At 70.5% G+C, this 13,385-nt stretch carries 11 protein-coding genes and 19 tRNA genes; 24 read left to right on the top strand and 6 right to left on the bottom strand.

The window, feature by feature from the left end:
* Nucleotides 1–155 precede the first annotated feature (155 nt).
* The 22 genes from LL648_RS13470 (at nt 156) to LL648_RS13365 (ending at nt 4,992) form a co-directional block, all read left to right on the top strand.
* Nucleotides 156–227 (top strand) — tRNA-Ala (locus LL648_RS13470).
* A gap of 1 nt (nt 228) precedes the next feature.
* Nucleotides 229–301: transfer RNA gene (locus LL648_RS13465), tRNA-Gly, on the top strand.
* Between the two features lie 126 nt (nt 302–427).
* Nucleotides 428–688, top strand: a complete 261-nt coding sequence (locus LL648_RS13460; protein ID WP_232662855.1) for a WhiB family transcriptional regulator — start codon at nt 428–430, stop codon at nt 686–688.
* A gap of 80 nt (nt 689–768) precedes the next feature.
* Nucleotides 769–842, top strand: a tRNA-Leu gene (locus LL648_RS13455).
* A 16-nt stretch (nt 843–858) separates the two neighbouring features.
* A tRNA-Val gene (locus LL648_RS13450) sits at nt 859–930 on the top strand.
* Between the two features lie 74 nt (nt 931–1,004).
* Nucleotides 1,005–1,079: transfer RNA gene (locus tag LL648_RS13445), tRNA-Glu, on the top strand.
* Between the two features lie 35 nt (nt 1,080–1,114).
* Nucleotides 1,115–1,194: transfer RNA gene (locus tag LL648_RS13440), tRNA-Glu, on the top strand.
* A gap of 30 nt (nt 1,195–1,224) precedes the next feature.
* Nucleotides 1,225–1,301 (top strand) — tRNA-Ile (locus LL648_RS13435).
* A gap of 23 nt (nt 1,302–1,324) precedes the next feature.
* Nucleotides 1,325–1,397 (top strand) — tRNA-Lys (locus LL648_RS13430).
* Nucleotides 1,398–1,431: 34 nt separating this feature from the next.
* Nucleotides 1,432–1,503 (top strand) — tRNA-Val (locus LL648_RS13425).
* Between the two features lie 25 nt (nt 1,504–1,528).
* Nucleotides 1,529–1,601: transfer RNA gene (locus tag LL648_RS13420), tRNA-Leu, on the top strand.
* Nucleotides 1,602–1,764: 163 nt separating this feature from the next.
* A tRNA-Asp gene (locus LL648_RS13415) sits at nt 1,765–1,836 on the top strand.
* Nucleotide 1,837: 1 nt separating this feature from the next.
* Nucleotides 1,838–1,914: transfer RNA gene (locus tag LL648_RS13410), tRNA-Met, on the top strand.
* Nucleotide 1,915: 1 nt separating this feature from the next.
* A tRNA-Phe gene (locus LL648_RS13405) sits at nt 1,916–1,988 on the top strand.
* Nucleotides 1,989–1,997: 9 nt separating this feature from the next.
* A tRNA-Asn gene (locus tag LL648_RS13400) sits at nt 1,998–2,070 on the top strand.
* Nucleotides 2,071–2,072: 2 nt separating this feature from the next.
* Nucleotides 2,073–2,149 (top strand) — tRNA-His (locus tag LL648_RS13395).
* 1 nt (nt 2,150) lies between these two features.
* Nucleotides 2,151–2,228: transfer RNA gene (locus LL648_RS13390), tRNA-Tyr, on the top strand.
* 168 nt (nt 2,229–2,396) lie between these two features.
* Nucleotides 2,397–2,470: transfer RNA gene (locus LL648_RS13385), tRNA-Gln, on the top strand.
* A gap of 15 nt (nt 2,471–2,485) precedes the next feature.
* Nucleotides 2,486–2,570 (top strand) — tRNA-Ser (locus LL648_RS13380).
* Between the two features lie 3 nt (nt 2,571–2,573).
* A tRNA-Cys gene (locus tag LL648_RS13375) sits at nt 2,574–2,643 on the top strand.
* A 38-nt stretch (nt 2,644–2,681) separates the two neighbouring features.
* Entirely contained in the window at nt 2,682–4,118 is a 1,437-nt protein-coding gene (locus tag LL648_RS13370) for an FAD-dependent monooxygenase (RefSeq protein WP_232662854.1), read from the top strand.
* A gap of 40 nt (nt 4,119–4,158) precedes the next feature.
* The gene (locus tag LL648_RS13365) at nt 4,159–4,992 is read left to right on the top strand and encodes a putative protein N(5)-glutamine methyltransferase (protein WP_232662853.1); all 834 of its coding nucleotides are present in this window, start codon (nt 4,159–4,161) and stop codon (nt 4,990–4,992) included.
* Here the strand turns inward: LL648_RS13365 and LL648_RS13360 are convergent.
* The 3 genes from LL648_RS13360 to LL648_RS13350 form a co-directional block, all read right to left on the bottom strand.
* Complete coding sequence (locus LL648_RS13360; protein WP_232662852.1) at nt 4,946–7,126, bottom strand: glycoside hydrolase family 3 C-terminal domain-containing protein; 2,181 nt, start codon at nt 7,124–7,126, stop codon at nt 4,946–4,948. The two genes, LL648_RS13365 and LL648_RS13360, sit on opposite strands and share 47 nt — an antisense overlap.
* A 10-nt stretch (nt 7,127–7,136) precedes the next feature.
* Nucleotides 7,137–7,448: a putative quinol monooxygenase gene (locus LL648_RS13355; RefSeq protein WP_232662851.1), complete on the bottom strand. Its 312-nt coding sequence runs from the start codon at nt 7,446–7,448 to the stop codon at nt 7,137–7,139.
* A 68-nt stretch (nt 7,449–7,516) separates the two neighbouring features.
* A complete protein-coding gene (locus LL648_RS13350) occupies nt 7,517–7,933 on the bottom strand; it encodes a MarR family winged helix-turn-helix transcriptional regulator (RefSeq protein ID WP_232662850.1) in 417 nt (138 codons plus the stop codon).
* A gap of 51 nt (nt 7,934–7,984) precedes the next feature.
* On the opposite strand from LL648_RS13350, the gene LL648_RS13345 reads away from it, so the two are divergent.
* Nucleotides 7,985–8,566: a TIGR03086 family metal-binding protein gene (locus LL648_RS13345; RefSeq protein ID WP_232662849.1), complete on the top strand. Its 582-nt coding sequence runs from the start codon at nt 7,985–7,987 to the stop codon at nt 8,564–8,566.
* Between the two features lie 287 nt (nt 8,567–8,853).
* Here LL648_RS13345 and dinB read toward each other — a convergent pair whose 3' ends face one another.
* On the bottom strand, nt 8,854–10,050 hold the full coding sequence (gene dinB / locus LL648_RS13340; protein ID WP_232662848.1) for a DNA polymerase IV: 1,197 nt from the start codon (nt 10,048–10,050) through the stop codon (nt 8,854–8,856).
* Nucleotides 10,051–10,224: 174 nt separating this feature from the next.
* On the opposite strand from dinB, the gene LL648_RS13335 reads away from it, so the two are divergent.
* Nucleotides 10,225–10,884: an HNH endonuclease family protein gene (locus tag LL648_RS13335; RefSeq protein WP_232662847.1), complete on the top strand. Its 660-nt coding sequence runs from the start codon at nt 10,225–10,227 to the stop codon at nt 10,882–10,884.
* A 193-nt stretch (nt 10,885–11,077) separates the two neighbouring features.
* Here the strand turns inward: LL648_RS13335 and LL648_RS13330 are convergent, their stop codons facing one another.
* Both LL648_RS13330 and LL648_RS13325 read right to left on the bottom strand, forming a co-directional pair.
* The gene (locus LL648_RS13330; RefSeq protein ID WP_232662846.1) at nt 11,078–12,262 is read right to left on the bottom strand and encodes a ZIP family metal transporter; all 1,185 of its coding nucleotides are present in this window, start codon (nt 12,260–12,262) and stop codon (nt 11,078–11,080) included.
* Nucleotides 12,259–13,338, bottom strand: a complete 1,080-nt coding sequence (locus LL648_RS13325; protein WP_232662845.1) for a multicopper oxidase domain-containing protein — start codon at nt 13,336–13,338, stop codon at nt 12,259–12,261. The genes LL648_RS13330 and LL648_RS13325 overlap by 4 nt, the downstream gene beginning before the upstream one ends.
* Nucleotides 13,339–13,385: the final 47 nt, after the last annotated feature.

Below are 13,385 nucleotides of genomic sequence, written 5' to 3'. Positions count from 1 at the left end.
CATGATCGTTTGGAGAGGACGCCAGATATTGCTTTGACGGCCGGAGCTACTCTTGAAGAGCAAGCACAACAGAACATCAACTGAATGGTTCGAGGGGCCCTGGTGCCCATGCGTTCGAATCAGTCGTCCTGGCAAACCCTGACAACTTCATCCACGGGCTCGTAGCACAACGGCAGTGCGGCTGCGTTGCATACAGTCAGGTCTCGGTTCGAATCCGAGCGGGTCCACGTCTCGATGATGTTCAACGGCAGCATGCTGCGCTTCCAACGCAGTCGTACCGGTTCGAATCCGGTTCGGGACTCGTACGGGCACGAGAGCGGTGCCGGACGACCAAAGAGGGTCCGAAAAAGAGTTGACGGTCCCCGGTCATCCACGTACCGTTGTCACCCGAAGCTACTACCGACGTCTCGGAGAGGGGGCGAGCACCATGGACTGGCGACACCAAGCGATCTGTCGCATCGAGAATCCTGAGCTGTTCTTCCCCGTCGGGACGAGCGGGCCTGCCCTGCTCCAGATCGCCGAGGCGAAGACGGTTTGCCGTCGCTGCACCGTGACGTCCGAGTGCCTTACGTGGGCTCTGGAGTCGGGGCAGGATACCGGGATCTGGGGCGGCTTGTCGGAGGACGAACGGCGCATCGCGAAGCGCGCGGCCTCCGTATCGACCCGAAAGCGGGCCTATACCGCGTAAGCGGCCGTGGCCCGTGACGTGACCGGGCTACGTGGATTTTCTCCGTCGCCACCACTGAGTTTCGCGACGGCATTTTTGATGGCTCCGTACCAGAATTGGCATATGGGCTCGGCTCAGACCCGAGAGTCTGTGGGTTCGACTCCCACCGGAGCTACGTCACAACTTCATGCGCCTGGTTAGCTCAGCGGCAGAGCAGCGGTTCCACACACCGCCACGCGGAGGTTCGAGTCCTCTACCAGGTACGTCGGGCCAGCAGGAGGCGAGAGCCGAACGCTGCGACACCCGCAGGCGCGACCCTTGAAAATTCCATCCAGATGTCCCATTGGAGCTGTTGGCAAAGCTCATCTGGTTCTCAGCCAGAAGATCGTCGGTTCGAGCCCGACATGGGATGCGGGGGTGCGTCACGGGGGTGCCGCGCCGGGTTGTGGCGCTGTTGCTCTGACGGTAAGGGGCCGCCGGGTTTTCACCCCGGACAAGCGACGCGGGTTCGAGTCCCGTCAGCGCTACGTGATCGAAGTCGCGGATGCCATCCGCAGGGGAGCAGGGGCTGCTCGGATGTGGCCACCTCGCTGATAACGAGGACATCAGACTGGTTCGAATCCAGTTGCTCCTACTGGGCCCGCAACGGCCCGTCACGCGCCGGTAGCTCAGCGGTCAGAGCTGGGGACTCTTAATCCTCAAGGCGAAGGTTCGAATCCTTCTCGGCGTACGGCAGCACGGCAGTACGGCAGCACGTCCGCTACGTCCTCGTAGCTCAGCGGGAGAGCACCTCGTCGACATCGAGGAGTGCGCAGGTTCGATTCCTGCCGAGGACACGCACGGCCTGGGTGGCCGGCCGATGGCCCTGTACCAGAATCGGCATATGGACCCGGCTCAAACCCGGGGGTTCTCGGTTCGAGTCCGAGTGGGGCTACGCAACAACTAGATCATGTCATCACGTCATGGGAGTGGCGCTGGGTCGCAGGCTGGTCTCCAAAGCCGGCCGGGATGGGTTCGATCCCTATCGCTCCTGCGGTGGCCGTTCGACGCTCGTGGGCACGGACGGCAAGTGAATGGAATCCCTTGAACGGAATCAGGGTCTCGTAGCTCAACGGTGGAGCAGCCGGTTGTCAGCCGGAAGGATGCGGGTTCGAATCCCGTCGTGACCGCAGCGGTGTAGTGAAGCGGCCATCACGCCGGCCTCATAAGCCTGGAGATCGTCGGTTCGAGTCCGACCACCGCCACCAAGGATGTGTAGCTCAGACGGTAGAGCGCTCGGTTGAAGCCCGGGCTGTCGCAGGTTCGACTCCTGCCGCATCCACTTGTTCGGTCCCCCATAGCTCAACCGGCTGAGCGGCTCCCTGTTAAGGAGATGGGTGCAGGTTCGAGTCCTGCTGGGGGAGCTGTGGTCGAAGCCGAAGCGGTCGAGGCGCCAGGATGTGACCCTGGAGAGAGCGGGTTCGAGTCCCGCCGATCACCCCAACCCGGTAGCGCTGGTGAGCGAAGTGGCCTGTAAAGCCGCTGCCTTCGGGCTGTGGAGGTTCGAATCCTCCTGCTGGGACGAAGGCCGTGTTTAGGGAGTCCTGATCGCGCTCTTCGCGCCCAGATCGCCCCTGGCGGCGTTGCCGCCACGACCGGGTACTCAGTACGACGGCTCGTGGCGGCGCCTTGCCGGCGACGATCTGGATCACGAAGTGCATCGACCCTGACTCCCTAAACACGGCCTTGGACCCCCGTGGTGGCAATCGGCAGTCCCGCCTGACTTTGACTCAGGAGGTCCAGGTTCGAGTCCTGGTGGGGGTGCTGATGCACCATGGAGGGAGATGGCGCCCGGTGGTGGGCAACGGGTCTTGAAAACCCGGCCAGGCAGCGCGTCCTGAGGGTTCGACTCCTTCATCTTCCGCAGGTCACCGTTCTCCGGCTGGGGGCGGCCGTCTGCAAAGCGGCTGATGTGGGTTCGACTCCCACCGGTGACTCGATCAGTCGCAGAGAGTCGAGCGAGGATGGGTGGTTCATGTTCGATGTGATCGTTGCGGGGTGCGGGCCGACGGGCGCGACGCTCGCCGCCGAGCTGCGCCTGCACGACGTGCGGGTGCTCGTTCTGGAGAAGGAACCGCGACCGGTGTCGTCGCTCGTGCGGGTGGTCAGCATGCACGTCCGGACGCTCGAGCTGATGGCGATGCGCGGGCTGCTCGGTCGCTTCCTCGAACGCGGCCGGCAGCGTCCGCTCGGTGGCGTCTTCGCCGCCATCCCCGGCCCCAGCGCCACCGACCCCGCCCTGGATTCCGCCTACGCCTACCAGCTGGGCATCCCGCAGCCGATCGTCGACCAGCTGCTCGAAGCGCATGCCGTCGAGCTGGGTGCGCAGGTCCGGCGCGGTTGTGCGGTGGCCGGTCTCGCGCAGGACGACGAGGGCGTGACCGTCGAGCTGGCCGACGGGGAGCGGCTGCGGTCGCGTTACCTCGTCGGCTGCGACGGCGCGCGCAGCGCGGTGCGCAAGCTGCTCGGTGTCGGCTTCCCCGGCGAACCTTCGCGCGTCGACACGCTGATGGGTGAGCTGGAGGTGGGCGTGCCGCAGGCCGAGATCGCCGCCCAGGTCGCCGAGATCCGCGAGACCGACAAGGTGTTCAGCCTCAGGCCCTTCGGTGGAGGGGCCTACCGTGTTGTGGTGCCCGCCGCGGGCGTCGAGGAAGATCGCGCGGAGCCACCCACCATCGAGGACTTCCGCCAGCAGCTGCGCGCGGTCGCGGGCACCGATTTCGGCGTGCACTCCCCGCGTTGGCTGTCCCGCTTCGGTGATGCCACTCGGCTGGCCGAGCGGTACCGGGTCGGGCGGGTGCTGCTGGCCGGCGACGCGGCGCACATCCACCCGCCCGCCGGTGGCCAAGGCATGAACCTGGGTGTTCAGGACGCGTTCAACCTCGGGTGGAAGCTCGCCGCGCAGATCCACGGCTGGGCGCCGGAGGCGTTGCTCGACACCTACGAGGCCGAACGCCGTCCGGTCGCGGAAGACGTGCTGGAGAACACCCGCGCCCAGGTGGTGCTGACGTCCACCGAGCCGGGCCCGCGGGCCGTGCGCAAGCTGCTCACCGAGCTGATGGCCTTCGACGAGGTGCACCGCCACCTGATCGAGAAGATCACCGCGCTCAGCGTCCGCTACGACCTCGGTGCAGGCCCCGACCTGCTCGGCCGCCGCCTGCCCGACGTCCACCTGGGCGCGGGCAAGCTGTACGACCGGCTGCGCCGAGGGCGCGGCCTGGTGCTCGACCGCACCGGACGGCTGACCGTCGAGAGCTGGTCGGACCGGGTCGACCTCATCGCCGCTCCCGAGGCGGCGGTGGATGCTCCGGCCATCCTGTTGCGCCCCGACGGGTACGTCGCCTGGATCGGCGAGCACCAGCACGAGCTGGACGACCACCTCGCCCGCTGGTTCGGCAAGCCCGCGGAATAGCCCTGAATAGCCCTGAATAGCCCTGGATAGCATTGCGTGGATGGAGCCGGTTCCGGTCGATGACGTCGTGGTTCGCCTGCGGGTGGCGGGTTGCGTCTTCGCCGAGGAGGAGGCCGCGCTGCTGGTCGAGGCCGCATCGAGCCCGGCGGAGCTCGCCGCGATGGTCGAACGCCGCGCGCAGGGCTTCCCGCTGGAGCAGGTTGTCGGGTGGGCGGAGTTCTGCGGGCAGCGGGTCGTCGTCGAGCCGGGGGTCTTCGTGCCGCGCCGCCGCACCGGTCATCTCGTGCGGGAGGCGGTGCGCCGGGCCGCGCCCGGCGCCGTCGTCGTCGATCTCTGCTGCGGCACCGGCGCGCTCGGCCTCGCCGTCGCCGCGGCCGTGCACGACACCGAGCTGCATGCCGCCGACGTCGACCCGGCCGCCGTCCACTGCGCCCGCCGCAACGTCGAACCCGCTGGTGGGCGGGTGCACGAGGGTGATCTCTTCGAGCCGCTCCCGCAGGCGCTGCGCGGGTGGGTCGACGTGCTGCTCGCCAACGTCCCCTACGTGCCGTCGCACGACGTCGAGCTGCTTCCGGCGGAGGCCCGCTTGCACGAGGCACGGGTGGCCCTCGACGGTGGCGCCGACGGGCTCGACGTCCTGCGCCGGGTCGCGACGCAGGCCCCGGCATGGCTGGCGCCCGGCGGGCACCTGCTCGTTGAGACCAGCGACCGCCAGATCGGGACGGCCGCCGCCATCGCCACCGCGGCCGGCCTCGACCCGGCGGTGAGCCGGTGCGACGAGCTCGGTGCGACGGTCCTCATCGCCACCAGCGCCGATACCAGCACCGTTACCCGGGCAGCCGCGCCACCAGCTCGTCCAGCATGGCGCGGGTGACACCGGTCCCCTGGAAGAGCACGAGCTTGTCGAGGGGGACCGGCGCCATCATCCGCAGCGTCCCCTGATCCTCGAACAGTCCGTTTGCCGAGTCGCCCACCGCGGCGGCGATCAGCGCCGCGCCGGCCGGGTCGGCGAGCCACTCGCCGAGCGTCGACGTCACCGTCAGCGGCTGCCTCGGCAGCGTCGCGTCGACGGTGATCGTCGCGCTCAGCCGCAGGTCACGAGACGACGCTCCGACGGCGATCGTGAACTCGCCCGGTTCGAGCAGCCAGCCGGGCTTCGCGATCGACCAGAACGACAGGTCGCGCGCGGCGAGCGGGAACGTCACCGTCGTGTGCTCGCCCGGTCCGAGCCGGACCTTCGTGAAGCCCTTCAGCTCCCGCGGCGGCCGCGCGACCGATGCCACCGGGTCGCCGACGTAGAGCTGCACGACCTCCTGGCCGGCACGGGCCCCGGTGTTGGTCACAGTGGCCGCGACCGTGATCGCGAGCGTGCCCTCGTCGGCCGAGCCGGCGACGGAGACGTCCAGGGCGGAGTAGGTGAACTCGGTGTAGGTGAGCCCGTGCCCGAACGGGTACGCGACAGCGGTGTCGCTCGCGTCGAACCCGCGGTAGCCGACGAACACACCCTCGCCGTAGCGGACGTGCCCCTCCTCGCCGGGGAAGTTCAGGAACGAGGGGGAGTCCTGCAGCCGCAGCGGGATCGTCTCGGTCAGCCGCCCCGACGGTGCGACGGCGCCGGTGAGGACGTCCGCCACCGCCGACCCGACGGCCTGCCCGCCGAGCCAGCACTCCAGCACGGCGGCGGTGTGGTGGTCCCACGTGCTGGTCCGCACCGCGGAGCCGTTGCACAGCACGACCACGACCGGCACACCCGTGGCGGCCACCGCCTCCAGCAACGCGACCTGGTCGGCCGGCAGGTCGATGTCGGCGCGGTCGAAACCCTCCGACTCGACGGCGGGCGGCAGGCCGAGGAACGCGACGGCCACGTCCGCGCCGGAGACGTCGCTCGCCGACCCTGCGAGCCGGACGGTCGCTGCCGGCAGCGCCGCGGCCAGCGCGTCGAGCGGGATGTCGACGCGGGTCGCGCTCACCAGCGAGCTGCCCGCGCCCTGGTAGCGCGGGACCGTCGCCATCTCGCCGAGCACCGCGACCGTCAGGCCGGCGGAGTCGGCGATCGGCAGCACCCCGCCGTCGTTCTTCAGCAGCACCATCGACTCCGCCGCGGCGCGGCGGGCGAGCGTGTGGTGCGCGTCGAGGTCGGCGGTGGCGGGTTTGCGCTCGCGGGCCTGCTCGACCAGCCGCAGCAGCCGCCGGACGGACTCGTCGAGCACATCCTCGGCGAGCGACCCGTCAGCGACGGCCTCGACGACCGCACGGTCGCTGATGCCGGTGTTGGGCGGCATCTCCAGGTCGAGACCGGCGATCATCGCCGCGACCCGGTCGTGCACGGCGCCCCAGTCGGAGACCACCAGCCCGTCGAAGCCCCACTCGTCGCGCAGGATCCCGGTCAGCAGCTCGCGGTGCTGTGACGCGAACGTGCCGTTGACCTTGTTGTAGGCGCACATCACCGTCCACGGCCGTGCGGTCGTGACGATGTGCTCGAACGCCGGCAGGTAGATCTCGCGCAGCGTGCGCTCGTCGACGTCGGCGCTGATCCGCAGGCGCTCGGTCTCCTGGTTGTTCGCGGCGAAGTGCTTGAGCGAGGCGCCGACCTGCTGCGACTGCAGGCCCTCGACCAGCGCGGCACCCATCCGGCCGGAGAGGAACGGGTCCTCGGAGAAGTACTCGAAGTTGCGCCCGCACAGCGGGGTGCGCTTGATGTTGACGCCCGGGCCGAGCACCACCGCGACCCCGCTGGCCCGCGCTTCCACCCCGATCGCGGCGCCCACCTCGGCGGCCAGCCCCTCGTCCCACGACGAGCCGAGCGCCGACGCCGTCGGGAAGCAGGTGGCCGGCCGGCCCTTGATCAGGTCGTCCTGCTCGTCCGCCGGCTGGTACCGCAGCCCGTGCGGGCCGTCGGAGAGCGTGATCGACTCGATGTCGTGCTCCGGAACGGCCGCGGTGTCCCACACCGACGAGCCGATGCTCAGTGCTGCCTTCTGCGCCACGGTCAGGTGATCGACGTCCACCGTCGTGAAGCTACGCGTTCCCGACCTCGAGGCCGACCCCGCCGAGGACGGTGATCCGCGTGCTCGTGAACTCGCCCGTCAGCATCGGCATCGCCCGCGCGATCGCGTCCTTCGTCTCGGGCAGGGTGAGCGAGTCGTCGTGGTGCTGTTCGCTCAGCCACACCTCGGTGACGTGGATCAGGTCGGCGTCCTCGTCGTCGGTGCCCACGACGTAGGAGAGGCAGCCGACGGCAGGGTGTTCCAGCCCGCTGAGCAGGAGCGTGACCACCTCGTCGCGCCGCCCGGGCCGGGTGCGCATGGTGCCGTTGTAGCCGAAGTACATGGCGGCGACGCTAGGTCGACCGGCGGCCGCGGGTATTGCACGAACGCGACAGAGGGACGGTCGGCCGATCAGTCGACCAGCCGGGTCAGCGCCGCCACGAACGTCGCGCGCTCCTGCGGGCCGAGGTCGGCCAGCAGCTCGTCCTCCATCTGCCGGATCGACGCCTTGCACGCGGCGAGCAGTTCGTGCCCGGCGTCGGTGAGGGAGACGATCCGGTTGCGGCGGTCGGCGGGGTCGGGGGAGCGCAGCAGCAGCTTGCGCACCTCCAGCCGGTCGAGGATCGGGATGAGCCTGGTCTTGTCGCGCCGGACGGCGGCGGCGAGCTCCGCCTGCGTCGACGCCGGGCCGTCCGCGAGGCGGCTGAGCACGGCGTAGTCCCACATCTCGACACCGTGCCCGCGGAGCAGGGGCTCCTCCGCCTCGATGACGGTCCTGGCGAGCACGAAGAGCATCTCTCCCAGATCACGTTGCTGCTGCTCGGGCACGTCGGGATCCTATCGCTTGACATATAATCTACCTCGGTAGACCATCTACACATGCACACGGATTTGCGACCTCTGCACCGCCGCGCACTCGACGACACCACCGGGCTGATCGCGCGCATCGGCCCCGACGACCTCACCCGCCCGAGCCCGTGCGTCGGCTGGGACCTGCGGGCCCTCCTCGGCCACATGGTCGGCCAGAACCACGGCTTCGCCGCTGCCGTCGAGGACGGCGACGCGCCGCGCTCCGCGTATGCCGAACGCCCACCGGAACCGGACGCCGTCGAGGCCGACTGGAAGGAGTCGGCCGACCGGCTGGCCACCGCGTTCGCCGCCGCCGACCTCGACACGCCGGTGCGCATGGCCGAGATGAGCGACGACATGCGGTTCCCCGCGGGGCTGGTGCTCTCGTTCCACCTGCTCGACTCGACGGTCCACGCCTGGGACGTTGCGACCACGCTCGGGATCGCCTACACCCCCGACGACGAGCTGGTCGCCGCGACGTTGAAGATCGCGAGAGGCATCCCGGGCGGGCCGGTGCGCGAGACCGTCGACGCGCCGTTCGGCCCGATCCTGCCCTACAGCGGGACCGACGACTGGCGGATCGCCCTCGCGCTGGTGGGGCGGAAGGTCTGAGGGCTCGGGGCCGGGCCGCGACGGCCGGTCGGGATGTGTGCGTTGCGCACGACAGGGCAGGAAAGCCACTTTCCTGCCCTGTGAGGGCTGGAAAGTGGCTTTCCTGCCCTCCCCAGCACCCGGGTGAACGGTGCGAACGGCATGGTCGTACACGTTGCCGGGAAAGCCACTTTCCCGGCCCCTCACGCCGGGAAAGTGGCTTTCCAGGCGCCCGCCCGCCCGGGCCGGGCCGCGCCGCGCACGGATTCACATCCACCGTGGCGGACGCCACCCTGGTCGAGGTGTCATCAGTCGGGCAGCAGCGGAACGCTGAGGCCCTGGTCGCGCCCGAGCAGGGCGGCCCGGGTGATCGACGCCGAGCCGAAGCGGTCGCGCACCGAGTCGAGCGTCGTGTCCAGTGCCCGGCCGCTCTGCTGGTCGAACGGGAGCGCGAGCTGCACCGACCGGTCGTCCTGGAGGTTCGTGAAGGAGACGCCGAGCAGCGTGATGCCGTCGGCGGTGATCTTCGGCAGCGCGTCGGCGAGCAGGATGCGTGCGGTGGCCAGCAGGGTCTCGGTGTGGTCGGTTGCCTCGGCGACGGTGTGCGAGCGGGTGGCGCGCGTGAAGTCGGCGAACCGCATGCGCAGCACGACGGTGCGGCACACCCGGTGCGCCGCGCGCAGGCGCCGGCCGAGCCGGTCGATGATCCCGGCGAGGATCGCGTCGAGCTCCTCCGTGCTGCGCTGCCGGCGCCCCAGCGCGCGCTGCGAGCCGATCGAGCGGCGCCGGTGGCCGGTGTCGACGTGCCGCGGGTCGTGGTTGTGCGCGAGCGCGTGCAGGTGTCGGCCCGTGGCCCGGCCGAGGATGGAGACGAGCGCGGCCTCGCCGAGCCCGGCGACCTCGCCGACCGTGTGCACGCCGAGCGCGTGCAGCTTGGCGGCCGTCACCGTGCCGACGCCCCACAGCCGCTCGATCGGCAGCGGGTGCAGGAAGGTCAGCTCCGCCTCCGGGTCGACGAGCAGCAGCCCGTCGGGCTTCGCGACGCCGCTCGCCACCTTCGCGAGGAACTTCGTGCGCGCGACGCCGACCGTGATCGGCAGTCCGACGCGCGACGCCACCTCGCCGCGCAGCTTCGTCGCGATCTCCAGCGGGGTGCCGGCGATTCGCCACAGCCCGCTCACGTCGAGGAACGCCTCGTCGATCGACAGGCCTTCGACCAGCGGTGTGGTGTCCTTGAAGACGGCGAACACGGCCTTGCTCGCATCGGAGTAGGCCGACATGCGCGGCGGGACGACGATCGCGCGCGGGCAGAGCGCGCGGGCCTGCCGCCCACCCATCGCCGTGCGGACGCCGTAGGCCTTCGCCTCGTAGCTCGCGGCGAGCACCACTCCGCCGCCGACGATCACCGGCTCGCCGCGCAGGCGCGGGTCGTCGCGCTGCTCGACGGACGCGTAGAAGCTGTCGAGGTCGGCGTGCAGGATCGTGGCGGTGGCGCGCACGAACATATGTTCGCATCCGAGACCGACGGTGGCGAGCGGCGTGTTCAGCCGGCGATCACCACGATCGGGCGATACCGTCCGGGGGTTACATTTGTGACCTGAGTGGTGGGAGGGGTCCTGCGGTACCTCAGGTGGGGCTGGGTCGTCTGCGTTCTCGTCGTTCTTCTCGGAGCTTGTTCCGTGGTGCCCGCTGAGGCGGGTTCGACGGGGCCCGGAGCCTTACCCGAAGCGGCCCTGCAGGGTGACGCCGCGGCGGTGCTCGCGCAGCTGCCGACGAAAGGTCGCGCACCGCGCACGGGCTACGAGCGCGACGGGTTCGGCAAACGCTGGGCCGACATCGACCGCAACGGCTGCGACCAGCGCAACGACGTCCTCGCCCGCGACCTCGTCGACGAGACGTTCAAGCCCGGCACGCACGACTGTGTCGTCCTCACCGGGACGCTGCACGACGCCTACACCGGCCGCACCATCCCGTTCCTGCGCGGCAACACCACCAGCGACGACGTGCAGATCGACCACGTCGTGGCCCTCTCCAACGCCTGGCAGACCGGCGCGCAGCAGCTCGACGCCGCGACCCGCGAGCGGCTCGGCAACGACCCGCTCAACCTGATCGCGACGGAGGGCAAGGTCAACCAGTCGAAGGGCGACGGCGACGCCGCCACCTGGCTGCCGCCCAACCGCGCCTACCGCTGCGCGTACGTCGCCCGGCAGGTGGCGGTGAAGGCGCGGTACGGGTTGTGGGTGACCGCCGCCGAGCGCGGCGCCATCGAACGCATCCTCGCGACGTGCCCCGGCGAGCCCGTCGCCGACGACACGAGAGCCCTCGAACGCGCCGGCTGAAACGCGCAACTCGCCCACTGAAACGCGGGACTCGCCCACTGAAACGCGGGACTCGCCCACTGAAACGCGGGACTCGCCCACTGAAACGCGGGACTCGCCCGCGGAGCCGCGAGTCCCACGTTTCGGCGCGCGAGTCCCACGTTTCGGCCGGCGAGTCCCACGTTTCGGTAGGTGAGTTCCGCGTTTCGGTTCGTCAGGCGGCGACGAGGAGGCCCGTCAGGTACATCACGGCGACGCCGGCGGCGAGGCCGCCGAGCACCGGTAGGTCGACGGTGCGGCCCTCGCCGCGCAGGCCCGGCAGGATCTGGACGATCACCTGCAGGATGGCGCCGACACCCACGCCGAACAGGACGGCGGCCAGCGCGGCGTTGTTCACCGCCGCCCCGACGACCGCGCCGAGGATCGCCGGCGCGCCCGCGACCAGCCCGAGCACGACGAGCGCAACGGGCCGCGGTCGCGCGGACGAGAGCGGGGCGACGATCGCCAGCCCTTCCGTCGTGTTGTGCAGCGCGAACCCGACGACGAGCGCCGTGCCGAGCGCGAGCTCGCCCACCGCGTACGCGGAGCCGATGGCGAGGCCCTCGCCGAGGTTGTGCAGCCCGATCCCGATCGCGATCATCGCGGCGAGCCGCATCCCGCTGCTGCTCCCGCCCTCGGGTGTGGCGCTGCGCGTGGCGAGCCACCGGTCGACCGCCATCAGCACGACGAACGCGAGCGCGGCCCCGAGCAGCACCAGCAGCGCGCCGCCGAACGCCCCACCACCCAGGACGGCCAGCTCGAAGCCCTCCGCGGCGGCGTCGACCGCGAGGAACGCGAGCAGCCCCACGGTAAGCGCGAGCAGCACCCGCACGACCGTGCTGCTCGCGCGCCGCAAGAGCGGGAGCAGCAGCATGCCGAGCGCGACCGGGATCACCCCGACGTAGGTGCCGAGCAGCACCATCAGGCCGAAGAAGTCGGGGTCGGGCGGCGGGGTGGCGACGGCGGCCGGGACGACGTGCTCGATCACCAGCCCGGTCGAGGTCATCATCGAGATCGTGTACGGCTGGCCGTCCATCCACGGCACGGCCAGCCGCAGCGTGTCGGTGCCGAGCCGGCCGATCGGCTCGTCGCCGCCGGCGAAGTCGACGTAGGAGTCGTTGACGAAGACCTGCGCCACGGTCACCGGATCGGGCCCGGTGTTGCGCAGCGCCAGCTCGATCGTCCCCGGGGTGAGCACCGTCCGCTCGACGGCGAGCTCCTCGATGGGCGGCCCGGCCCGCTCGGGCAGCGCGGCCCCGCCGAACACCGCGAGCGCCGTCAGCACGGCCGCGATCACGGCGACGGCACCGGCGCCGAGCACCCACAGCGGGGTCCGGCGCGTCCGCGGTGCGCTGGTCATGGCTCGACCACCTCGAAGAGGCCCATCCAGCCGAGGTCGGCGAACTCGGTCTTGTGCGCGTGGAACATGTACTTCCCGAGGTGCGGGAACCGCACCTCGCAGATCCCGCGCTGGCCCTGCCCGAGCACGACGGTGTCGGTGTACTCGGCCGACTCGAGCCGGGTGCCGGTCGGGTAGTAGTCGAAGAAGTTCGCGTGCAGGTGGAAGCTGTTGATCGGGTCGTACTCGAGGATGTTCACGAGGTAGATCCGCACCAGCTCGTTGCGGCGCACCCGGATCGGGTCGTTCATGTAGACGAACGGGATGCCGTTCACCGCGTAGAGCTGGTTGCCCTCGCCGTCGAACGTGGTGTTGTAGCCGTGCATCACCATGACCATCTCGTCGGCGGGCGGCCGGCCGCCGGGCGGGTCGATGATGAACGTGCCGTACATGCCGCGCGCGATGTGCTCGGCGAGCGGCCCGACGTGGCAGTGGTACAGGTGCAGGCCGAACGGCTCCGCGTCGAACGTGTAGGTGAACTCCTCGCCGGGGCTGATGATCCCGCGCCCGATCATCGGGACGCCGTCCATGTCGGCGGGGTGGATGCCGTGGAAGTGCATCGTGTGCGGGTGCTCGGAGCGGTTGACGAACCGCACCCTGAGCAGGTCGCCCGCCGTGCAGCGCAGCGTCGGGCCCGGCACGCGCCCGTCGAACGTCCACGCCGGGAACCGGACGCCCGGCGCCACCTCGATCTCGCGGTCCTCGGCGACGATCTCCCACTCCCGCACCGTGCGCCCGTCGGGGCCGGTCGAGGTGGTGCCGAGGTCGAACTCGCGCAGCAGTGTGCGCGGGTCGAAGCCGTTGAACGTGTGGTCGACGCCGGCGCCGCCGCGGAACGTCGCCCCGTTGATCCCGCCATGCGCATCGGGTGCGTGCCCGCTCCCGCCCTGCCCGCTCCCGCCCTGCCCGCCGTCGCTCGACCCACCGGGTGGGTGGTCGTCGTGCGGGCCCTGCCCGGCCGGCAGCGGGAGCGCGGTGAGCGCGGTCCCGCCCGCAACGGTCAGGAAGCCGCGGCGCGTCGTGATCGAGCCCGTCATGGAGCCACCATGACGGCGGATGTTAGACGAGGTTCACTCGATCGGGG

It is taken from the genome of Pseudonocardia sp. TRM90224 (assembly GCF_021245725.1).
In the GTDB taxonomy this organism is placed as follows: Bacteria; Actinomycetota; Actinomycetes; order Mycobacteriales; family Pseudonocardiaceae; genus Pseudonocardia.
This window is presented reverse-complemented; position numbering and strand designations above follow the sequence as displayed.